This is a genomic window from Vibrio sp. SCSIO 43137 (genome assembly GCF_028201475.1).
Taxonomy (GTDB): Bacteria; Pseudomonadota; Gammaproteobacteria; order Enterobacterales; family Vibrionaceae; genus Vibrio.
Genome location: NZ_CP116383.1, coordinates 2329297 through 2352225 on the forward strand (window position 1 = coordinate 2329297; position 22929 = coordinate 2352225).

22 protein-coding genes are annotated in these 22929 nt (G+C 46.3%); 16 read left to right on the plus strand and 6 right to left on the minus strand.

From position 1 onward, the window contains the following. The first annotated feature begins 119 nt into the window (after positions 1-119). From PK654_RS10875 to PK654_RS10920, 10 genes are all read left to right on the plus strand, one after another. Positions 120-1055 (plus strand): AraC family transcriptional regulator, encoded by a 936-nt coding sequence (locus PK654_RS10875; protein ID WP_271695815.1) that lies wholly within the window; start codon positions 120-122, stop codon positions 1053-1055. Between the two features lie 169 nt (positions 1056-1224). Further along, positions 1225-3354, plus strand: coding sequence for a TonB-dependent siderophore receptor (locus tag PK654_RS10880; RefSeq protein WP_271695816.1), 2130 nt, complete (start codon positions 1225-1227; stop codon positions 3352-3354). Between the two features lie 95 nt (positions 3355-3449). Beyond that, positions 3450-4385, plus strand: coding sequence for an iron-siderophore ABC transporter substrate-binding protein (locus PK654_RS10885; RefSeq protein ID WP_271695817.1), 936 nt, complete (start codon positions 3450-3452; stop codon positions 4383-4385). Further along, complete coding sequence (gene fhuB, locus PK654_RS10890) at positions 4385-6370, plus strand: Fe(3+)-hydroxamate ABC transporter permease FhuB (RefSeq protein ID WP_271695818.1); 1986 nt, start codon at positions 4385-4387, stop codon at positions 6368-6370. The genes PK654_RS10885 and fhuB overlap by 1 nt, the downstream gene beginning before the upstream one ends. A 17-nt stretch (positions 6371-6387) precedes the next feature. Next, positions 6388-7173: an ABC transporter ATP-binding protein gene (locus tag PK654_RS10895; RefSeq protein ID WP_271695819.1), complete on the plus strand. Its 786-nt coding sequence runs from the start codon at positions 6388-6390 to the stop codon at positions 7171-7173. A gap of 103 nt (positions 7174-7276) precedes the next feature. After that, a complete protein-coding gene (locus tag PK654_RS10900; RefSeq protein ID WP_271695820.1) occupies positions 7277-8038 on the plus strand; it encodes an energy-coupling factor ABC transporter ATP-binding protein in 762 nt (253 codons plus the stop codon). After that, the gene (locus PK654_RS10905) at positions 8013-8627 is read left to right on the plus strand and encodes an energy-coupling factor transporter transmembrane component T family protein (protein WP_271695821.1); all 615 of its coding nucleotides are present in this window, start codon (positions 8013-8015) and stop codon (positions 8625-8627) included. The genes PK654_RS10900 and PK654_RS10905 overlap by 26 nt, the downstream gene beginning before the upstream one ends. 3 nt (positions 8628-8630) lie before the next feature. Further along, positions 8631-9179, plus strand: coding sequence for a biotin transporter BioY (locus PK654_RS10910; RefSeq protein WP_271695822.1), 549 nt, complete (start codon positions 8631-8633; stop codon positions 9177-9179). Between the two features lie 17 nt (positions 9180-9196). Continuing rightward, on the plus strand, positions 9197-9931 hold the full coding sequence (locus PK654_RS10915) for a BPL-N domain-containing protein (protein WP_271695823.1): 735 nt from the start codon (positions 9197-9199) through the stop codon (positions 9929-9931). Between the two features lie 2 nt (positions 9932-9933). After that, complete coding sequence (locus tag PK654_RS10920; RefSeq protein ID WP_271695824.1) at positions 9934-10425, plus strand: peptide-methionine (S)-S-oxide reductase; 492 nt, start codon at positions 9934-9936, stop codon at positions 10423-10425. On the opposite strand, the gene PK654_RS10925 is transcribed toward PK654_RS10920, so the two are convergent. Both PK654_RS10925 and PK654_RS10930 read right to left on the minus strand, forming a co-directional pair. Next, positions 10422-10826, minus strand: coding sequence for an EamA family transporter (locus tag PK654_RS10925; RefSeq protein WP_271695825.1), 405 nt, complete (start codon positions 10824-10826; stop codon positions 10422-10424). The genes PK654_RS10920 and PK654_RS10925 overlap by 4 nt on opposite strands. After that, a complete protein-coding gene (locus PK654_RS10930) occupies positions 10826-11302 on the minus strand; it encodes an EamA family transporter (RefSeq protein WP_271695826.1) in 477 nt (158 codons plus the stop codon). The genes PK654_RS10925 and PK654_RS10930 overlap by 1 nt, the downstream gene beginning before the upstream one ends. 319 nt (positions 11303-11621) lie before the next feature. On the opposite strand from PK654_RS10930, the gene PK654_RS10935 reads away from it, so the two are divergent. The 3 genes from PK654_RS10935 to PK654_RS10945 all read left to right on the plus strand — a co-directional run bounded on the left by PK654_RS10935 (position 11622) and on the right by PK654_RS10945 (position 14594). Beyond that, the gene (locus tag PK654_RS10935) at positions 11622-13571 is read left to right on the plus strand and encodes a HAMP domain-containing methyl-accepting chemotaxis protein (RefSeq protein ID WP_271695827.1); all 1950 of its coding nucleotides are present in this window, start codon (positions 11622-11624) and stop codon (positions 13569-13571) included. A 152-nt stretch (positions 13572-13723) separates the two neighbouring features. Then, the gene (locus PK654_RS10940) at positions 13724-14125 is read left to right on the plus strand and encodes a hypothetical protein (RefSeq protein WP_271695828.1); all 402 of its coding nucleotides are present in this window, start codon (positions 13724-13726) and stop codon (positions 14123-14125) included. 70 nt (positions 14126-14195) lie between these two features. After that, the gene (locus PK654_RS10945; protein WP_271695829.1) at positions 14196-14594 is read left to right on the plus strand and encodes a hypothetical protein; all 399 of its coding nucleotides are present in this window, start codon (positions 14196-14198) and stop codon (positions 14592-14594) included. 36 nt (positions 14595-14630) lie between these two features. Here PK654_RS10945 and PK654_RS10950 read toward each other — a convergent pair whose 3' ends face one another. Next, a complete protein-coding gene (locus tag PK654_RS10950; protein ID WP_271695830.1) occupies positions 14631-15515 on the minus strand; it encodes a DUF7916 family protein in 885 nt (294 codons plus the stop codon). Between the two features lie 163 nt (positions 15516-15678). Between PK654_RS10950 and PK654_RS10955 the strand changes: the two genes are divergently transcribed. Beyond that, a complete protein-coding gene (locus PK654_RS10955; protein WP_271695831.1) occupies positions 15679-16542 on the plus strand; it encodes an AraC family transcriptional regulator in 864 nt (287 codons plus the stop codon). Between the two features lie 577 nt (positions 16543-17119). After that, positions 17120-18328, plus strand: coding sequence for an EAL and HDOD domain-containing protein (locus PK654_RS10960; RefSeq protein ID WP_271695832.1), 1209 nt, complete (start codon positions 17120-17122; stop codon positions 18326-18328). A gap of 35 nt (positions 18329-18363) precedes the next feature. Here PK654_RS10960 and PK654_RS10965 read toward each other — a convergent pair whose 3' ends face one another. Genes PK654_RS10965 through PK654_RS10975 form a run of 3 tightly spaced genes read right to left on the minus strand, consistent with a single transcriptional unit; the run spans position 18364 to position 20918 of the window. Continuing rightward, positions 18364-19845 (minus strand): vWA domain-containing protein, encoded by a 1482-nt coding sequence (locus PK654_RS10965; protein WP_271695833.1) that lies wholly within the window; start codon positions 19843-19845, stop codon positions 18364-18366. Between the two features lie 9 nt (positions 19846-19854). After that, on the minus strand, positions 19855-20409 hold the full coding sequence (locus PK654_RS10970) for a TadE/TadG family type IV pilus assembly protein (protein ID WP_271695834.1): 555 nt from the start codon (positions 20407-20409) through the stop codon (positions 19855-19857). An 8-nt stretch (positions 20410-20417) separates the two neighbouring features. Further along, positions 20418-20918 carry a TadE/TadG family type IV pilus assembly protein gene (locus PK654_RS10975; protein WP_271695835.1) on the minus strand — a complete coding sequence of 167 codons (501 nt, stop codon included), beginning with the start codon at positions 20916-20918 and terminating at the stop codon, positions 20418-20420. A 342-nt stretch (positions 20919-21260) separates the two neighbouring features. On the opposite strand from PK654_RS10975, the gene PK654_RS10980 reads away from it, so the two are divergent. After that, complete coding sequence (locus PK654_RS10980; protein ID WP_271695836.1) at positions 21261-22880, plus strand: methyl-accepting chemotaxis protein; 1620 nt, start codon at positions 21261-21263, stop codon at positions 22878-22880. Positions 22881-22929: the final 49 nt, after the last annotated feature.

A 22929-nucleotide genomic window follows, 5' to 3' on the forward strand; every position in this document is an offset into this window, starting at 1 on the left:
CTAACTGACACCAGAGAAACCAAGCAAATTGGTGCAATCTTTGCTGACAACAATCGCGTGACCAAACCAGCGACTAATGATACAAATAACTCCAGCTCTCTTATTGATGATTTCAGGTTATGGAAAACGGCCAGTCTAACACTCAGAACTCACCTGCTTTTGAACGTATCAGCAAGGTACTCAGCTATATACATTCCAACCTCAATGCCCAACTGTCCTTAGAGGAGATTGCTGAGCAGAGCTGCTGGTCACGCTGGCAGTTACAACGGGTGTTCCAGTCTGAAACCGGGCTGACCGTTGCAAACTATGTGAGGGATCTAAAGCTTAGCGTTGCCGCTGAGCGACTACTTGACTCTAAAGAGCGGATCATTGATATCTCACTGGATCTCGGTTTTAACTCTGAAGTCAGCTTTAGCCGCGCATTTAAACAGGTTTTCGGGGTCAGCCCCGGCCAGTACAGAAAAAGAGCGCAAAGAGTTGGCCTGAAAAAGCCCATTGAGATTTCGCATATAACCGCCATCACTTCCCGCAATAGTGCTAACTTTGTTTCCGTACGCATCGATAGCCGTGACTCATTTATCGTTAAAGGGTTAAACACACAAATTAACGGCCTGTTTTCCCTGTCACCAGATTTTTCTGCAAAAGTACCCCAGCTCTGGCATCAACTTGAGCAACAAACACCAACTGAACACGCAGATGTTTCCGGAGCTATCGGTGTGATCGACGTTACCAATGCAGAATTTGATGGCAGCAATATAACCTACTGGGCTGGCGTGGAACTGAATCAGAAGATTGATCTTCCTCTGCTACCGAGCCTTATTTCTGATAAATTTGAGCTTCTTACCGTTCCGGCTCAGACCTATGCTGTAGTCACTCATAAAGGACAAATTCAACATCTGCCTGCCACCTTGCAATGGTTTATTCTTAACTGGCTGCCTGACTCTGGCTATCGTGGTAAGGATGGTTATGAGCTGGAAGTTTACCCGCCCGGCTATCAGTCAAGTTCAGAGCAAGCGACCATGGAGTATTGGATTCCAATCACCAAAGCCAGTTAACTTTTCCCGACAGCAAGCGGGGAATGCTGGCAGGCTGCCCCCTGATCTGGTCATTATTTGTTCAATCAGAAAGAGTTGCACCAAATTGTTAACTTTCTGTGTCTCCATGCCTATATAATGCAAATGATATTTATTCGCATTTGTGGAAAACATAGGTACTGAGGAACACATGGACACTAATACCAACTTTAAGCCGTCGGCTCTGACTCTGGCCTTACTGGCTGCATTTTCACTTCCCGCTCTCGCAGAGGATACCTCTCAGTCCGGAAATTCAGAAATAGAAACTGTTACGGTTCTGGGCAAAACTTACCGCAACACAGCCACTAAAACGGTTCTTGAGCCGGGTGAAACTCCGCAAACGCTTAATATTATTGACAGTGAACAACTTGAGCAACGCGGAGTTAAATCCGTTATGCAGGCGTTGCGTTATGCTCCGGGTGTCTCTACAGAAAACAAAGGTGGTGCTGTTGTACTTTCCGACTGGATTAACATTCGTGGTTTCAGCTCTGCCAATAACTACTACGATGGTCTGATGTTACCAGCCCTTCCGGGATGGAACGTGGTGCCTCAGATCGATCCAATAGCGATGGAGCGTCTGGAAATCTTTAAAGGCCCGACTTCTGTTCTGTATGGCACCATGCCTCCGGGCGGAATGGTCAACATTATTGCCAAATCACCGCAGCTGGAACAAGCGACTAAACTTGGGCTGGCGACAGGCAGCGGAAATCTCAGGGAAGCGTCTATCGATACAACCGGTGCGCTGGCTGACAATGTCGCTTATCGCCTGATTGCACTGGGGCGGGTTAAAGATACCCATGTCGATGAAGTCAAAGAAGAGCGTTTTCTTATCGCACCATCTGTTGACTGGTATGTGTCTGATAAAACTTTTGTAAACTTTAATCTCTACTATCAGAAAGACCCTGAACTGGGACAAAACGTCACCTTACCATTGGCAGCCATTAAATCAGGCAAGGTCTCACCTTCCACTTTCTCCGGTGACAAAAATTTTAACGCCATTGAGAGAGATTTCCTGATCGCAGGCTATAAGTTCAATCACGAGTTCAACAGTGACTGGGCATTCCTGCAGAATTTCCGCTACATGAAAGCCGATCTTGATCAGAAAAGTACAGCCAGCGGAGCATTTAATGCCACCAGCGGCGAACTATCCAGAACAGCATACACAACCAAGGAAGATTCAAAGGGCATCAGTGTTGATAACCAAATCTCCGGATTTGTACAGACAGGAGATTTAGAGCATTACCTTCTGTTCGGATTGGACTACCGCTCTATTGAAGGGACGGCAGACTATGATGCCTTTGGTGGTGTCGCCAGCGTTAACCTATACAATCCGAATAACAACAAACTCAACCCTGCCGGTTTTACCAAAACCTATTTCCAGAGTGTTGATGTGACAATGTCTCAGTTCGGAGGTTATTTTCAGGATCAGATCCTGATGGACAACTGGGTATTTATCGCCGGCGGACGCTTTGACTCGGTCAGAACCAAAACCGACACCTCAGTGGGTGGCGGCGCGGCAAAAGAAGCGAAAAACAGAGATAACAAGTTATCTTACCGTCTGGGTGCCTTGTACAAATTCGATAACGGTCTTGCACCATTTGCTAACTTTGCCACCAGCTTTGAACCAAACGCCAAGCTGGACGCACAAGGCAAAAACTTAGATCCGGAAACTGGCGAACAAATCGAGTTGGGTGTTAAGTATGAATCCTTCGACGGAGCATTGGCCGGTACTGCCTCCCTGTTCCAGATTAAGAAAAAGAACCTTGGTGTTCGTCCGGACGGTGCTTCTCCCTACCGTGCCGTTGGTGAAGTCCGCTCTCAGGGTATTGAGTTAGAAGGCCGTGCCATAATCAACGACAATCTTGATCTGAAGGCAAACTATACCTACACGGATATGGAGATCACTGAAGATCAGAACAAAACCAATATCGGCGAAACACCGGTATTTGTACCTGACCACACGGCCAGCCTCTGGGCGAATTACGCTTTCCATCAGGGCGCAGCCAGCGGCCTGAAAATCGGTACCGGGGTGCGCTATGTTGGTGAAACCGTTAAGAACAACAGTTCCGACAAGAATAACGGTAAGATCTCCTCTTATACCCTGGTTGATGCTTCAGTCAGTTACGATCTTGGTCAGGTGGACAGCCAGCTAAGCGGCGCTTCCGCCAACCTTATCGCTAACAACCTGTTTAACAAAGAGTATTACACCTGCTGGAACGAAAGCCACTGCTGGTACGGACAGGAACAAACTATCGAATTTAACGTGAAGTACGAGTTCTGATAGCGAGTTGTGTCTCATTAAGGCAGCCTCATTTTGAGGCTGCTTTTGTCATTTAAAAAAACTGATAAATCACCAGAGAACAAGGAAGACCATTGATGTTTTCAACCATTAAACTTAAAGCCTTACCGCTGTTTATCGCCTCTGCAGCTTTGGCAGTACTGCTCTCAACTTCCGCCTACGCTAAACATAGAATTCAGGACAGTGACGGAGAAAAAATATTGGCTGAGATCCCGCAGCGTGTCGCTGCGCTCAACTGGGATATCGCCGAACAGGTTATCGAACTGGGTATCACTCCCGTTGCCGTTCCGGATATTAAAGGATATAACGAATGGGTTGTGCAGCCGGCAATCCCTGAGGGAGCAAAAGATATCGGTACACGTACGGAACCAAATTTTTCTGCATTACGCAAACTGAACCCGGATGTAATCCTAATCGCTTCTCCGCAGAAAGATCTTGAAAAACGCCTGTCTGATATTGCCCCGGTACTTTACTACCAGACTTACAGTGAAGACCATAATAATGCTGAAGCCGCGATGGAAAACTTCAGACGCATAGGTCAGGCTCTGGGCAGAGAAGCGGTAGCAGAAGAGAAACTGAGCCAGATGGAAAGCCGTTTTGCAGAACTGAACAAGCTGCTGGACAAAGCTTATCCGGATGGCCGTCCGGAAGTGACTTCTTTCCGCTTTGCCAGTACCAGTTCAGTCTATCTCTATGGCGACAATTCTATACCTCAATATGCGCTGGAAAAGCTAGGCTTAAAAAACGCCATGCCTCAGCCGGTAACACAGTGGGGTATTTCTCAGCAGCGCATTACTAAGCTCAGTAAAATAGGTGATGGTGTAGCTCTTTATTTTGAACCTTTCCCTTACACCAAAAAACTTAAGAAGCTGGCTGCATGGAATAGTATGCCGTTTGTAAAGGCAAAAAGAGTGAACTCTGTAGCACCAAGCTGGAGTTACGGCGGGGCCATGTCCATCTTGTACAACGGTGAAGCATTAGCTGAAGCCATGTTGGAACTGGCAGAAAAGTAATGGCTTCACGCTGGTCTATATTATGGGCGGCCGTGATATTTGCTGCCCTTACTCACTTATGGTTTAACCAGATACAGATCGGTTCTGTCAGCGAACTGCTTGCCATTATCCGGCAACAGGGGTTTGTAAACAGTGAAGCCTTTGAAGCGATCGCCTTGCGGGAAATCACTCTGCCACGCCTTGCTATGGCGCTGCTGGTCGGCGCTACTCTGGGTTGCTGCGGTAGCTTGTTTCAGCAACTGACTCAGAACCGCATGATCTCTCCCCTTACTCTGGGCACCTCTTCCGGTGCATGGCTTGGGCTGGTTCTGCTCAACCTAATCGCTCCCGGATTAGTGGCTGGTTATTCATTGATTACTGCCATGCTGGGTGCTCTGTTTGCTATGGGCATCGTTATTTCTATCGTTGGTATACGCAACTTAAACGGTCTTCCCGTTATTCTGGCGGGAATGGCTATCAATCTTCTTCTGGGAGCGATCGCAACGGCTATAATTCTGCTAAATGACAGGTATGCTGAAAATCTGTTTATCTGGGGAGCCGGCGATCTGGGACAAAACGGCTGGCAACAGGTGATCTGGCTGATGCCCAAATTACTTCCCATTGTGGCTATATGGTTACTTGCTCCGCGGGTGTTAACTTTACTTAGCATAGGTTCCGATGCTGCCAGAGCAAGAGGGCTCAACCTCGGTACGACTTTTTCGCTTCTGTTCTGTGCCGGTATCTGGTTGGTTTCCGCCTCTATTACTTCAGTCGGCGTTATCAGCTTTATCGCCCTTATTGCCCCAAATATTGCCCGCTATCTTGGCTTTATAAAGTCCGGTCAGGAGCTTTATGCGTCTTCCGTTCTGGGCGCTGCCCTACTCTGTTTTACCGATACGATTGCGACTGTTGTTGGGCAATGGTCGCTGGATATGATCCCAACCGGGACAGCAACGGCTTTAATCGGCGCACCTGCGCTGATTATTATCGCCCGCAAACAGATACAGGCTCAGGATCAGCTATTTTTTACCCTACCCAAAGGCACAGACCAAATCAGCAAATGGACTTACCCCGTCATGGCTACATCCGCTGTCGCCCTGATTGCTCTGACTCTGTTCTCACAACCATCATCGGATAGCGGTTATTTTGTTTTACCTGATCAGTTTGAGTGGTCCCTGAAATACCCCAGAATAGTCACCGCAATATTCGCGGGAGCTGGCCTTTCCGTGGCCGGTGTTGTACTGCAAAGGCTGGTTTATAACCCCCTTGCCAGCCCCGATATTCTGGGGGTTTCAGCAGGGGCAGTTCTGGCGCTGATTGCAGGCAGTCTTTTTATGGGTCACTCCATTCATCAGGCCAGTCCATGGCTGGCAATCACTGGTAGCACGATTACTCTGGCGGTATTGCTATTGCTGGGGAGAAAACACCGCTTCGCGCCATCGATGCTTATCCTGACAGGTATTTCGTTAACCGCCATTCTGGATGCACTGGTTCAGTTTTCCCTGACCCGGATGGGTGATGAAAAATACCAGCTTCTGAGTTGGCTATCAGGTTCAACCTACCGGGCAGACGCGAGCTCAGCATTGACACTTGTTGTCGTTATTTCCCTTTGTGTCTCAATAGCCCTGCTGCTAAACCGGTGGGTGACGCTCATCGCAACCGGTCATCAGTTCGCCATTGCCAGAGGGCTGAATCTGCCCGTTGCTTATACATTTTTGCTCTCTATTGTTGCTGTGCTCTGCGCTACGGTGACAGCCACAATGGGACCTGTCGCTTTTGTTGGTCTGCTGGCTCCCCATATCGCCGTTATGCTGGGTGCACGACTGGTTAAGCAGCAAATCACCATGTCAGTATTTCTCGGAGCGATACTGATGCTGTTCGCTGACTGGCTGGGACAAATTCTGGTTTATCCCGCTCAGCTTTCTGCCGGTACTCTGGTCTCCGTTATCGGTGGTAGCTACTTTATCTACCTGCTGCTCAAAGCACGCCCTGCTAACGCATCCTAAAGAATATGAATAAGTGTATGTTTGAACTAAGAAATATAAACATTGTACGCGACGAAAGAGACATTCTTTCCATAGATAGGCTGAACATTCCGACAGACGGTTTTACGGTTATTCTAGGCCATAACGGCTCCGGAAAATCTACTCTGGTTAACTTGCTGTCAGGACAAACACAAGCGGATAAGGGAACTATTACTCTGAACGGGAATACTCTGTCTGATTACAGGCCAAAGCAACTGGCAAAACAGCTTGCCTATCTTCCGCAAAAACTGCCTGTCTCTGCCGGACTTACCGTCAGGGAGCTTGTCCGGCTTGGTCGCTTTCCATGGCGCGGGGCACTGGGCAGATGGAACAGGGAAGATAACTCCGTCATTGACGATGCCATGGCAAAAACCCAAATAACCCCTTTTGCCGATAAACTGGCCGATCAGCTATCAGGCGGAGAACGGCAAAGGGCATGGATTTCCATGTTACTCGCTCAGCAGTCCCCGATTTTGGTTCTGGATGAACCGACCTCGGCTCTGGATGTACACCATCAATTTCAGATTATGCAGCTACTGTCGCAGCTTAACCGTGATGAGGGCGTTGGCATTATCGTTATTCTGCATGATCTTAATCTGGCGCTCAGATACGCCAGCCATGTGATAGCGCTGAAACAAGGAACCATTGCCTTTGAAGGTAATGCTGAGTTGTTATTGGATGAAGCTCGTTTAAGCGAGCTGTATCACTCTCCGATAAAATTGATTGATCATCCAAATCCGGGAGACTCTCTATGCTCTCAAAAGGTAGCGGTTGTATGTGATTAACCGTGTGGGCAGGAAACATTGGCCAATTCCCTTATTTACTTGTGGTTTACCCTACAATTTCAACTTGATAGTATGCAGCACAAATTCAGATGTCAGCCCTATTATGAATCAACTAAAACAGCAACAGCCCTTAGCGGACAGTAACGCAACCACAATCTGGTTAGACAATGTCTGTCTGGATATTCAGGGCAAGCGGGTACTCGATAACCTCTCACTGCAAACCAACACCAGACGCCTTGGTGTTATTGGCCGTAACGGTTCGGGGAAGTCGACCCTGTCGCGTGCTTTATCCGGACTGATTGAAGTTGAGTCCGGTAAGCTTGAAGTAGCAGGAATCAATCCCTTTAAAGATCGTAAAGCCGCACTGAAAGAGATAGGGCTGCTGTTCCAAAACCCGGATCATCAAATCATTTTCCCCACCGTGCTGGAAGAGGTGGTATTCGGGTTGCGTCAACTTGGACAGAAGAAACCGGTCGCAGAGCAAAATGCCCTGAACACGCTGGAAACATTTGGTAAAAGCCACTGGAGAGATGTTCACACTTCAGCTCTGTCTCAGGGACAAAAACATCTGGTCTGCCTGATGGCTGTCGTTGCTATGCAACCCAACCTGATTATTCTGGACGAGCCTTTTGCCGGTCTGGATATTCCGACTAAAAAACAGTTACAGCGCTATCTGGAAAGATTCCCCGGTACTTTAATCCATATCAGCCATGATCCTGCTGATCTACAACATTACCACCAGCTGCTCTGGCTGGAAGACGGACAAGTTGCCGCTTTAGGTACAGCTGAAGAAGTAATGCCGGAATATCTGGAGCAGATGCATAAAATCGGAGAGAGCGATGATATCTCTGACCTCGCCGGTTGAGACAAAAGCGCACCATTGGAGCGCCGGACTGAAACTCACCCTGTTATGTGTTACCACACTGGGGCTGTTTTTTACCGATAACCTGATTTTCCATAGCCTGTTTCTGGCCAGTGTAATAGCTCTGTACGCCCTGCCGGGTAAAGCCTTCTTTAAATGCGGCTTTCAGCATCTGAAAATACTCTGGCCCTTTATCGCTATAGTGGCTGTCTGGCACCTCTGGACAGGGGAAGCAGAACAAGGGGCTACTATTATTGTACGAATGATATCAGCGGTAGGTCTGGCCAATCTGGTTACCATGACTACCCGCCTTTCTGACATGATTGATGTGGTTCATTTTATTACCCGTCCACTCCAGCGACTCGGGCTTAACACCCGCGCACTGGAACTTGCTATCGCACTGGTGATCAGGATGACGCCGGTACTGGTCGCCAAAGGCAGCAGCCTGTCATGGGCATGGCGTGCCCGCTCTAACCGCCGTGCCGGCTGGAGAATTATTTTACCTTTTACGGTTCTGGCACTCGACGATGCCGACCACGTTGCTGAAGCCCTGAAAGCCCGCGGCGGAATTATTAACACGGAGAATGATTAAGAAATGGAAAAAAATATTGCCTACACGGCCCTGTTTGCAGCCCTGATTGCCGCACTGGGGCTGGTACCTAAAATTACACTGGCCTTTGGTGTACCGATCACAGCGCAAAGCCTTGGGGTTATGCTGTGCGGTACTATTTTGGGTGCCCGTCGTGGTGGTCTGGCGGTACTGCTATTTTTACTGTTAGTAGCGATCGGGCTACCACTATTGTCCGGCGGTCGCGGCGGCCTTGGCCTGTTTGTATCGGCCTCAGGTGGCTTCCTTATCGGCTGGCCTGTGTCTGCTTTTGTTACCGGCCTGATTGTTGAAAAATGGCGTAAAGGTTCTCTGGCACTGGTTGCGGCAGTCGCATCCGTGATTGGTTGTATACTGGTTATGTATGCATTCGGTATTGTCGGTATGTCTATTGTGCTGAAGAAAACGCTATTGGAATCTGCCGCACTGGTTACCGCCTTTATTCCCGGTGACATTATTAAAGCGGTTATTGCCGGTCTGCTGACATCTGCCATTGCTAAAGCCCGTCCGGCCAGCCTGCTGTCACGGGCAAAGTAATCTCACACGGAGCGAAAATGAATATTCTTATCTATTCCGACAATGTCTCGGCCAACCATATTCTTTACTATGCACTTGGCCGTCTGCGCGGAAAAAAGGGTATTTATTTTGTTAACTCAGCAGAGATTCTCGATGGTGCTTTAACCGCTGACATTGACCTATTTGTTATGCCGGGCGGTGCCAGCCGATATAAAGCCGCCAAGCTGAACGGCAAAGCAAACCAGTTGATCAAACAGTACGTCGCCAACGGAGGGCGTTATCTGGGTATCTGCGCCGGAGCCTATATGGCCTGCGAACAAACGGAATGGGCTAAGGGGCAAGCTCATGAAATTATCACGGAAAACGAACTGGCTTTCTTTCCCGGCATAGCACAGGGGCCGGTTGAAACCTTCGGCAAAGGTGATAACTACAATTGCACCCGTCCCCGTCTGGTGGCCTTAGATATCAATGGTCAGCAAAGCCGTTCTCTCTATATCGGCGGCTGTACTTTTCACGCTTCAGTCAACTCTGGATATCAGGTATTAGCCCGTTACTCTGAGGTGGCTGATAAGCCGGCGGCTATTGTCAGTGGTAATCATGGTGACGGAAAATGGCTACTCTGCTCAACTCACCCGGAATACGATCAGCAAGCTCTGGAATTAATGGCGTTTGATGTCGTTGGCAATGATTATGAGGACTTTGCCCAAATTCCTGCTGATTCAGAACTGGATCTGTCGCTGCTGGACTCACTGCTAAACCACCTTCAAGCTTAAATATGAAAAGATCATCAAATAGTGAAACCATCTATCTGGCCGGCGGGTGCCTGTGGGGTGTACAAGAGTATATCCGTCACCTGCCCGGAGTGATTGCAACTCAGGCCGGCCGCGCCAACGGTAGTTCAGAGAATACTAAATCAGATTACGACGGCTACACTGAATGTGTGCGTACAGAGTTTGATAGCGACCAGCTGCCACTGAAACAACTGCTGGACTATTTTTTTGAAATTATTGATCCCTATAGTGTTAACAAACAGGGTGACGATATCGGGGAAAAGTACCGTACCGGCATTTATAGCAATCTTAAACATCACCTTGATCAGGCGAAAGAATATATCGGCAACAGGCCCGATGCAGACAAGGTGGTTGTTGAAGTCCTGCCTTTATCAAACTATGTCAGAAGTGATGATGAACATCAGGACAGACTGACCCGCTGCCCCGATGATTACTGTCATATTCCTCAGCATCTGCTGCATAAGTACAAAGCCTAGGGCTGCTTTCTTGCCACAAATACCAAGGCAATTCCGGCCAATATCAGTAGTGTTGCCACAGCTTCTGACAGAGAAATACTCTCTCTCATAAAAAGCCAGCCTCCCAGTCCGGCCAGAGCCGGAACCGATAACTGAACGACAGACGCACTCAGCATTGTCAGGCCGGGAAGAACCGAATACCAGATGGCATACCCCATTGCAGAAGTCACTGCTCCTGACGCTATTGCCAGCCAGACTCCTTTTGCTGACAACTGAAACTGTCCAAAGGCAAATGGTGTAAATAACACCGCTATCAATCCCGCCAGCATAAATGCCATACACATTCCCGCCAGAGCACTTCTGTTCTGTGGCTGCTTTCCGAGAATAGTAAAAATCGCCCAACATAAGCCAGCAACAGCCATTAGTGCCGCTGCAAGCAGATCCGGCCGAACGGCCGAACGGCAGAAGGCCCCATAAGAAAAACAAAGCCGGCAATGGAGAGCGCAAGGCCTGCCCATTCACGGAAAAACATCTTGTTACCACTCAGCAGGTAAAAGCCGATCATGCTGAACTGCACCACAGCAAATAAGATTAAGGCACCGGTACCTGTCGCTATATCGACATAGGAGTAGGAAAAGCAAATCGCATAACCAAACAGCATAAATGCGGCAAGCAGATCGGTTTTATTTGGCTTTAGAGAAACCTTACGCCACTCACTCTGGTTCAATCTTAAGATAATCAACAGCGCAACAGCTCCTGACAAGAGCCGGATAAGAGTATATCCCGCCGGATCAATCGCACTCTCTGCTAATGCCAACCTGCCAAGAATGGAATTTCCTGCAAAGGCCAGCATTGCGCAGGTAACCAGTAGTACAGTTCTAAAAAGAGTATTTTTCAAAAGTAATCGGCTTATACGGAGAACAGTAAATCTAATAGTGCGCTCTTCTCACTAAAGCTTCCAGCTTATAAAAGAAGAAGCTAGCTGATTTAGTTATATAAAAGCGGAGTCCGTACAAAAATGTTATCTATGAAAATCAGATAAAAACGGCATTTAAAACCAAACTAATCACTCTTTAGGGTGAGTTAGGCTAATTACTCTAATCTTGTGAAGCAAATCAAACTCAATGCATATGCTATTGCTATGCTGAATCTATAAGAAAAATCTATGAATTGTAATTTGTTGCTTAGTTAAGCATATAGCCCGGAAGGTATAACTTATGTATAAGGATATTAGATTAGGTTTAAAAATCGGCCTTGGTTTCGGCATAGTGCTGATACTTCTCACCATAGTATTAAGTGTCGGCATATTAGCTCTGCAAAAAGCAGATAAGGGCATAGAAGATTACAGAGGACTGGCGCGCGATACCAATTTATCAGGAAGATTACAGGCTAATATGCTGATGGTCCGGATGAACGTAAAAGACTTCCTTATCACTAAAAGCGATACTGATTTAAAGCAGTATCAGGACTATCTGTCAAAAATGGAGAGCTTTCTCGCACAAGCGAAGCAAGAGATACATAAACCGGAAAGAGCAGCATTAATAGACTCCGTTGAACAGGCAATTAATTCTTATCAGAGTGCTTTTGATGACGTGGTCGGGTTAGTTAACCAGCAAGATATTATTGCTCAGTCACAGCTGGTTCCTGACGGGGAAGCCATGAGAAAGACCATAGAGAAGATTCTGGAGTCTGCCTATCAGGACGGAGATGCAGAAGCCGCCTATCACGCCGCTCATGTTCAGGAGAAAATGTTAGTAGGCCGGCTGTTTGTGGCTAAATTTCTTCAGTCCAACCAGAGTGGCGATTTTGAAATGGCCGTTCAGAATATGGAGCTCACCCTGAATAACGAAATTGCTGATATGCATAAGAATTTGCAGAACCCGGGCAGAATTAAGCTACTGGAACAGTTTGAAACGGCACATAAAAGTTATGTGCAGGCAATGAAGGATATCCATGGCCTGATCGTTAAGAGTAATGCCATTATCAGCGGCACACTGGATGTATTGGGTCCGCAGGTTGCTAAAGAGGTGGAAGAAGTAAAACTATCGGTTATGCATGATCAGGACACCCTGGGGCCGGAACTGAAACAGAGCACCGACAACAGTATTCAGCTGACTCTTATTCTCGCCGTCGTAGCAATAGTATTGGGTTTGATTTTCGCCTATATACTTACCGTTGCCATTACACGGCCGATTCAGAAAGCAGTCGATGCAGCCAACCAACTGGCGCAAGGCGATCTCTCTGTAAATGTAGGGGTAACCGGAAAAGACGAAACAGGTCGTCTGCTAAGTGCCGTGCAAAACACAGCAGATAACCTCAAGCAGATGATCTCCACCATCTCCAATGCCAGCAGCGAGTTGGCTTCCGCTTCAGAAGAGTTAGCAGTAGTGACAGAGCAGACTTCCAAAGGAATTAGCCAGCAGGAGAGCGAGACCGAAATGGTCGCTGCCGCCATGAATGAGATGTCTACCACCGTTCATGATGTTGCTGATAACGCGGCTAAAGCCTCTGACGCCGCCAATGATGCTGACAAACAAGCCAGTTCCGGAGCCAGAGTAGTAGAACAGACTATCTCCTCTATTAACTCACTCTCCGGCAGTGTAAACCAATCTTCAGACAGGTTAAATGAAGTGCAGCAACAGGTAGAAAACATTAGCAATATTTTAAAAATCATTCTGGAAATCGCTGAGCAAACCAACCTGCTGGCACTAAATGCCGCTATTGAAGCCGCCCGGGCAGGAGAACAAGGCAGAGGCTTTGCTGTTGTGGCCGATGAAGTGCGTTCACTGGCGGAACGGACGCAAGGTTCAACCTCTGAGATACAGGGAATAATCGAGCAGTTGCAGCAAGGAACCAGGCTCACCGTTGAAGCGATGGGTGAAGGAAAAGATCAAGCAGACAAATGTGTGGAACAAGCACAGGATGCCAGTTCTGCCCTACACGCAATCACAAACTCCATCAGTATTATTAATGATATGAATATGCAGATAGCCAGCGCATCGGAACAACAGAGCGCCGTTGCTGAAGAGATCAACAAGAATGTGGACAATGTGAAGCAGGTGGCGGAAGAGAACTCTGTTGCCGCCAACCAGACCAGCAGCTCAAGTGCTGAAATCGCCCGCCTTGCAGAAGGACTAGGACAGCTTGTCTCACAATTTAAAGTATAACTCCCGCTTCGCCGTTAAAGCCTGCTTATTAAGCAGGCTTTTTTAATCATCAAATCCCGAATATAAAACCAGTATCTTATTTTGTATCATATTGATATTATGTGAATTTACTCATTTCACCACAATTCACACTTTAAGCCGGAGCCTGAGATATGTTGTTTAGAAAACCGCTTACTGAAAAAGATTTCCGGATAACAGACAACGAACTGATAGTGAGAAAAACCTCATTTACCCTTTACCGGATTCAAAAACTTGAATGCAAAAAGCGCACTCTGAAGGATAACCTTATAAATATTCTGGCTCTGGCACTTATGTTGTCGGCCGCTACGTGGGCTTTTGTTCCGATTGCAGGCCCGTATGTATTGCTAATCACACTACTGCTTGGTTTTTTGGGCGTTAAAAAATATGAGTTTCGTGCTGAGTATGCCGCAACCGATGAGAGCGGAGATTACTGGGTTACCTTAGCCAACGGATGTTCCGAAGCAGAACTTAAAGTAATGCAGCAGCAACAACAGCAACTAAGCCACTTTCTGTGTCTCAGCGAATCACAATGAAAAGAGCAAAACTATCCCCCTAGCTGTTTTTCATGTACTAATATTAGAGTAATCAGTTAAGGGAGTGTTTATGCTGGAGCATGGTATCTATTCTGTTCATATTGAAGGAAATATTATCATTGGCAGAGTGGTTGGTTCGCACAATGAGTACGATGTTCTAGCGGCAACCAATGCCTTTAAAAAGGCCATTGCAACATTTAAAGGTGAACCGTTTGGTGAAATCATCGATGCCAGAGATCTGGATGGTGTCACTCCGGAAGGTTTTGCGGAAATAGAAAAATACAATAGCTGGTTAGTAGAACATGGCATTAAAGCAAGAGCCTTTGTCGTCTCAAACACTGTTATGCCCGCAATAGTAAAAAACCGAATAAAAGATCTCAACGGTCTGAAAACTAAAGAGTTCATGGATGTAGAGCAGGCCAAAATCTGGCTAGAGCAGGAATTGGCCAACTCTTCACTCTGCTCATAAATCGCTTATGAGTTTCAGTCAGACCCCCAACTGGTCCTATCTTCGGTTAGCCATCCGCTTATATTGATGTCGTCTTCCACGCAACGTGATTCCCAGACGAACAATATTTTCAGGCAGCGCTAAACCAGAATAACCACTATCCCCTATATGGACAATATCGGCACCCGCTGCTTTCGATTCCATTGCAACACGCTCAATGTAGCTCTCGCTACTTCCTTCCTGAGACGTACCTATCGCCAGCATTCCAAGCAAACCAACCCGATGAACTTCTTCCATCATACGCGCAGCCAGTTCAGGTGATACACCCGGAGTAGTATAGGGAGCCGGAAACAATACAATATCGGCTCCGGCCTGTTTAAACAGAGAAATAACCGACAAGTCATAATCATTACCAACACCAGAACCATGCATTTTTCCGGCAATAATAATAATATCTTCAGAGACACTACGCGCTTCCCTTATGCCTTCAACAATGGTTTGCTGAGTGACTTTCATTCCCGGGTTTCCGGTAATCATTATATAGTTCATGCCAAGATCAACGGCTCTGCGGACAGTCTGACGTGATAAAACCCTGCCGCTGTTCACCTGCCCGGCCATCTCTGCAGGCACAGGTTCCAAATTACAACCCAGCAGACGTCCCGTATAATCCCTGACATGCTCAATTGAGATCTCGGAAGGAGCATCATGTTGATTAACAACAGCAAAAGGATTGTTTAAGTCCAGTAAGTTCAAGGTTATCATATCCGCACCAAAGCAAGCTGCCAGTTCAGCATTACTAACTACATCAACAGACGGCACTGCTGTGACTATGGTCTCAGCCATAATCGTCCGCCCTTCTGAGCGTTCGATGGCATTCAAAATCTGCTCCCTGCCGGCATTCCGGATATCTTCACTGGTAAAATCAAAAATTCTCTTATTCATCTTTTCTCCGATTAACACATTCAGCTTTATTCAGATTAGCTTTCAATGACCTGACGATTAGTACTAATTCACCAATAAACAGTACTTTATTTCCATATTCTGTTTTTCAACGTTGATTTCAGTACTATATTGTCAGTTATTAATTTATTTTTTTCAGGATGCCATGAAGAGCAAATTAGAGAGAATCCCCCTGCGACCGGGCATGTCCTGGCGTTATAAAATGGAGACTGAACTTAATCACACTGGGACAATGCACCACCATCAGGAGTTTGAGCTCTCTCTACACATACTTCGAAACGGCACACTAACCATTAATCAACATACAGAGGAGCAGCAAGAGGCAAGCTTGTACCTGCTGCCTCCCAGCCAAGCACACCTGTTTGATTTTCGTCAGTCAACAAACCTTCCCCCCGGCGAAAGCCATTACATCTGGTTTAGTCGTGACTGGATTGCCAACATGACTTATAGCTGTGCCGAGTTCAGAAAGATCAATGAGCGATTGACTAGTGTCCCCTACGGACTGAAGTTTAGTCAGGAGACTACGGGCAGAGTCCGACAATTGCTGACGCAGTTAGACTGTAATAGCCCTAAGCTCAGTCAGTTATCTCTGTTGATAGAGATTTTGAGCGAACTCTGCATAGATAAAGCAGCCACAACCGTTAGTTCCAGCAATCAGCGCCTCGTTTGTGACCTGTTTGATAAAGATAAGAAAATCAATAAGCTTGCTCTCTATCTGGAACAGAACTATAACTGCCAGATATCATTAAAAAGCACCGCCGAACATATGAACATGAGCCAGAGCTCATTGCATCGCCTGTTTATCTTGCATTTTGGTGAATCCTTCTCCCTGAGATTACGCAAAATAAGACTCAGCTATGCGGCACAATGGCTGGCAAATACCGACATGCCCATAACCGTTATCTGCCATCAGGCCGGGTACCAAAACCAATCAAACTTTAACCGGCAATTCCGGCAATACAAAGGAGCAACACCGAGCGAGTATCGCCGGAAGTTTAGCTCATTTTAGTCAGACAACCGGATTGACTGTTACTACGTAATTATATTTGAGCGAAATGCCCTCATACGGGCAAAGAAATTCTCCCTCTCAGTAGAGGTCATCGCGCTTCCTAAACCAGTTAACACTGAGAAAGAGTATGCTACATTTTCCAACCATTCACCGTACCTGTCTTATCTCCCACAATTTAACCAGAAGCTAAAGCAGATGGTTGAAAGCAGTGAAGTGGAAAGGCTTATTGAAAAGAATATTAATAAAGCATCCGGGAATTCTCACTTTTAACACCAAATCTGATCTACAGTTTCAAGATATACAGATTTACCTGTATATTCTTTTTGAGTAATCTATTAATAGTTTTTATTCGATTGGTGAATATGTATGAAACAGCTGTCAGATATCGCCCGTTTTCTCGATGTACTTGGTGACGTCAAAAGTTCTTCTGACATTATTTATACCAGTCCCGCCTGCACACAGCTATATTGCTATCCACTCAGCAACTAACATAAGCTCGAGAGGTTAATGGCGGATAAATTCACAAAAAATTCAATAATTAAAACAGTAAAGCTAATTCAGCCCAAGGAAGTAAAGTATGTACTCTTATGTAGCAAGACAACCCATCACCGACAGACAACTTAACGTTGTCGGTTTTGAGTTGCTCTACAGGGACGGCGATCAAAACGCCTTTCCCAATATGGACGCCTCCATTGCCACCAAAGAGCTGTTAGTAGAGCAATGCCTTGTTCAGCAAGGTCGTGTTATCGGTGATAAAAAAGGGTTTATCAACTTCGGCTACGATACCATCATCCAGAAAGTCCCGATGGATTTTCCCATTCAGAAATATGTTATTGAGGTTCTTGAAACCTGTCGTCCGACCGAAGAACTGTATGAGGCAATTAAAGAGCTAAGTGAAAAAGGCTACACCATTGCACTCGATGACTTTATGTTGAGGGATGAGTGGAAGCGCTTTCTGCCTTTTGTCGATATTATCAAGTTTGATCTTAAAGCCAGCCCGCTGGATAAAGTTGCGGCCTATATGGAAGAGGTAAACAACTTTGACCTGAAATTTCTCGCAGAAAAAGTAGAAACCTATCAAGACTATGAACAGGCCAAACAGTATGGCTTTCACTATTTTCAGGGCTTTTTCTATAGTCACCCTCAGGTGATCAAAAACCGTACTATTGACTCTTCCCTTTCAGTTAATATTCAGCTTTGTCGTGCCGTTTCAGGCCACACTATAGATTACAAAGAGGTGGAGAGAATCATCACCAGCAACACCTCACTGTCGTTTAAACTGCTGAACTTTGTAAACGCCTGTTATGCTGTAAGAAGTCCTATCACCTCCTTTCATCAGGCTCTTGTTTATCTGGGTGAAGACAGGCTACGCAAATTTGTCTCCTATGTAGCACTCGCCGATATGGGAGATGAGAAGCCCGGTATTCTTTCCGTTACTTCTTTGCACCGGGCTAAATTTATGCAAGCAATGCTAAGCAGGTTGGGACACCGCCACCTGATGAATGCCGGTTACCTATGCGGCATGCTATCACTTATCGACGCGGTGTTAGATATGGATATGCCTTATATTATCGAACCGCTGAAAATCGATAGTGAAGTGAAAGATGCATTGTTAATGAAGAAAGGCTTATTAGGCACCCTATTACGACTTATCGAGGCAATAGAACAGTCTGACTGGGATACCATCTACGAAACAGAAAAAGAGCTGCAACTAAGCAAAGAGACCATCACTGTCTGTGATCTCGACGCGGCCTTCTGGGTAGGTGAGCTTGGTGTTTATTATTAGCTGCTGACCTGGCTGTGTATTAATCAAACTCCTCTCTACAGTGTAAGCTTAATGATTACTTCAAGCATTTCACCGAAGCATGGAGCAAGGGCGTCTGCATCGACGGCATGACAATAGACGCCCTGTAATTGATCCGCTTTATAGTCAGAAGCAAGGTTGGCATCCTTAAGCAGAATCACATCATTGGCCATACGCTTTAGCATATCTTCACCATATTCGCTGTCCGGCCCCGACGCTTCCTGCAATCTCGATCCCAGCCCCAAAGTGAACACATAGATCCCCTCTTTTCGTGCCACTTCAGCCATTTCTTCAGCAAGATTGCGTGATATCCGGCTTACTTTATCAAACAGATCATAGCGGGAGTCAGTAAACCGATTGAACTGGGTGACCGGGCGATGACCCAGAACAGGGTCATAAGGGCCGTCGCTGATGGTACTGTTTACTACCAGCAGTTTATCCGAATCAGCACTCGGATAGTTCGGATCAACAGAAGGATTATCGATATAACGGGGAACATATCCTTCAGCGTCGGAAGAGTAGCCTGATGCATGCATATTGTAGTATTCAGGTAGTTCTGTCAGGTTATTATTGATTCCGTTACTTCTCCACGCCAGACCGGGAGCAGTCTGATAAATTTTGTCATGCCGATACAATCCGCTGGGGGTCCCGCTAGTGCTACTTGATGCCCGAATTGAGCCACTATAAGTATTACCGTTAACATACCTGAACTTAGCGGAAAAGGTGTTGGGTGCGCCATCGGTAAAAAACACGATTACCCGTAAATCTGCCGGATTGCTTGTTTCTCTTAACTGCTTCAGCGCCCGGTAAAAGCCTTCCGAAGGGTTGGTAAATCCATCAAATTCAAAGGAATCAATAGCACTGTTAAGGGTGTTTCGGTTAAATCCCCTGCTAACACCAATCTCCGCCGATGTTTCTGCGCCATGGCCATAGGCAACAAGAGAGACACGATCAAAGTTCTCATGAAATTTACTGATAAACTCTTTCGACCTCTGTTTCACATCACCCGTTACATCTCCCAGAGAGCCCGTTTGCAGAGATGAGGAGTTATCTACAACAAAAGCAATATCTACCGGCCGTCTTGTTGCCTGTGCGACGGCAGATAAAGGAATAGAATCGAAACCAAACATATGCAGCAGAACCGTCGGCATAACAGCAGTAGCACTAAGATCTATGCTGATATTTCCGGCAGCATCACTAGGATAGCTGTCCGGCAGTGTCAGGGTTGGATTGCTGTTAAAGTAATCGGCCGGAATATTGGCCCTGAAATAGGCAAGGGCGTCTGCGTTGGCGGCATCTTGACCTTCTTCAATTCCCCTTGCAGCCGCAATAGCAGCAGCATCAACCGCAGCGAACAGTTTTGCCTTCACCAGATAAGCTCTTCCTACATCAAAGGCAAATCCCGTCAGCAATAACAGAAACGGAATGGCAATAATCGTCACCAGCTCAACTAAGCCGGACTCTTTATGACGGGGGGAAGAGTAGTAAATGGCAGACATAACATTTTCCTAAAGATAGGTTCGCTGACTCAGCAAAATGTCATCGAAACCGATCAGGCCGAAAAACGGGCTGTAGCGATAAAATACTTCTACAACATAAGCGCTATCATTTTGTTCAAGATTCAGAGGAAAATCCGTTAACTCCCTGATATCAGTCTCATCGGGCATCTGACACTCTCCCGTCTGCCATTGAACACAACCAGACCACAAATCACTTTCGTCGTTGATACCAGCCTGTAACCACCTATGCTGATCTGCCACAAATGGTTGGTCGTCTTCCTGCCCGGACACATGGCTGATGTAGATAATTCCGTTCTCCCCCATGTCCACCACCTTTGAGGTAGTAGCAACAATATCCATAATCTCCTGCACCGTATAATCGGCCGTACGGGAAACAAGGTGAGAGCTCTCTCTGGCCAGGTTCACCATCACGCTGTTGGCGTGAAGCAGACGAACAATTTCATACAAACCCGAGATAAAAAGCAGCAATAAAGGGAGAGTCAAAGTAAAAGTTACCGCTGCGTAGCCTTTCTGGTGTGTATTTGTCAGCGCCATTCCTTTCATCACGCCTCCTAGAAGTTCTCATTCTTCATCGTTGCGCTCACGGTAAAGTGATACCTGCCATGATCGGTAAACGGATAGAGAAAAGGGCTGCTAACCGGCCATGTGCAATCTAAATAGATGGCGATTAACTCTCCCGGCTGACCAAACCCAGCCAGTGGATTGCCATTCAGGTCGAGCACTCTGATATCTTCGACCTTCATGACCTTGTTAAACAGACCTTCAGAAGACTGGCTGATTTTTTCGATAACGGCTTGTTTACGATCTGCTCCGTCCGTTAAATCAGGATCCAGATCGGCTAATCCGGTAATGGCATAGCGGGCACCTTCGCTGACCGCATGTTGCATGGTGAGTTTGGCGTATCCATAAACACCAAGGTCAATAATGGTAAATAGCAGAAAGAAAAACAACGAAGCCACCACACTAAACTCAATCAGTACGGTTCCTTTTATCTTATTAATTATCAATCGATTACGTTTGTAATCATAATTGCTGCTTTGCTTATTAGTCATTATGCAGCTCCCTAGCAAATAACCGGATTTAGGGAAAACACCCAGCCAACTGACAGATTTATCACCTGAAATATTAGAACAAATATTGAGCAAATTGATAATTTTCACACTTAGATAGATAGAGTAAATACTAAAACAGGAACGGTGTTCAAAAAATAACCAGATTATGCAAACATCTGACTCACTGTGCGAATATGGATCGGGTTTTATAAGGATGACCACTACATCTGTCTATCCATTCTGAGATATGTGCCAAAGCTCAAAGATTCATCAAAGCCATTTGAATCGATAGATCAATAACTACACTGCCTCTTTATTAGAAACACTAATGGTAATTACTCTATGGGCATAATCAGTCACATATCTATTAAAAATCGTTTAATTATCGGATTTTCAGGAATTTTACTGATTATCATCGCTTTGAGCAGTGTCTCATATATAAGGTTAAGTAAGTTTGCCGAACACAGCCAAATCAATTCAGAGCTCTCCCTGCAGAAAACCCGGGCAGCAATGAATGCCAGTCAGGGAATCACCACCATCGTCAGCCTGTTAAAAGAGAGCCCGCTGTTATTTGATATAGCTGACATAGAAGCCACTAAGCAGCGTATTGAAGAGGAAGACCAGTTTGTTATTCAGCAGCTAAATGACATTATCCAATTAAGCAAAGATGAAAAGATCAGGGCAGCAGCAAATGATATCAACCAACGCTTTTCCGGCTGGCCGCAGGTAAGGGAGAAGTATATCAATGCTTACTTTCAGGGCTCACAGCCCTCTATCGAAGTTATTGAGTACCAGCAAAACCTGACAGAAGATATCGAGAAGTTAGTACTTACCATCAATACATACGCGGATAAATTTAATCAGCAATCTAAACAACAAACGGAGCAAACCCTATTGACCACGCTTGTTCTTATCGCGGTCTCTGTTGTTATGGTTATTGCACTGGCGGCAATTTTGCTGGCAAGCATACTACCGCCACTGCAAATACTGCTGTCTACTATCACCTCAGTGGCCAGAAGTTCAGATCTAACCCGCAGAGTGGAATTTCGCTCCGGATGTGAAATAGGTGCTATCTCTAAAGCAGTTAATCAGATGCTAAGTACCTTTCAGGGCAGCCTGAAAACTGTCTCTGAGTCAACCAATATGCTGGCGGTTACCGCCAACAAAACCTCGGAAGTTACCCGCTCAACGACAAAGTCCATCAATATGCAGAACCTACAGTCGGTTCAGGTGGCAGATGCCATTATGCAAATTGATGATTCGGTCCACGAAATAGCCAACAGTAGCAAAGATTCTGCCGCCAATATGGATCAAATCTATAAGCAAACCGAACTTGGCCAATCGGCAATGACCTCGACACTGGACAATATCAGCCAACATAAACAGGAGATTGATCTCACCTACCGGGCGATTAATGATGTCGATAAGCAGTGCCTGCAGATAGACAAAATATTAGAAGTGATTCAAAACGTAGCCGAGCAAACCAACCTTCTGGCGCTCAATGCCGCCATTGAGGCAGCAAGAGCAGGCGAGCACGGGCGCGGCTTTTCGGTGGTCGCCGATGAGGTAAGAACTCTGGCGGCAAAAACCCATAAGTCGACTGAAGAGATTAATCAGCTTATCGCCAATCTGCAAAACTCGTCCAAAACTGCAGTTAACAATATGGAGAAAAGCCGTCACTGGGTTAACTCCCTTAGTAAACAGGCCAACTCCACTCATAAGCGCCTTAGCGCTATAGCGGAAAACGTGGCAAACGGACAACAGTTAGGTGAACGAATTGCCTGTGCAGCCAACCAGCAAAGTGAACTCACCGGTAGCATAAGAGAAAGTATCAGCCAGATTAATATAATGGCACAAGAGACCTCTTCCGGTATTGAAAGCACGGAACAAACCAGTCAGGAGCTAAAGAGACTTGCTGATAACCTCGACTCCCTTACTTCTGAATTTACCGTGAGCCGTTAAGTTCTGTTAGCCTGACAACAAAAAAGCCGGTCATTGTTACTGACCGGCT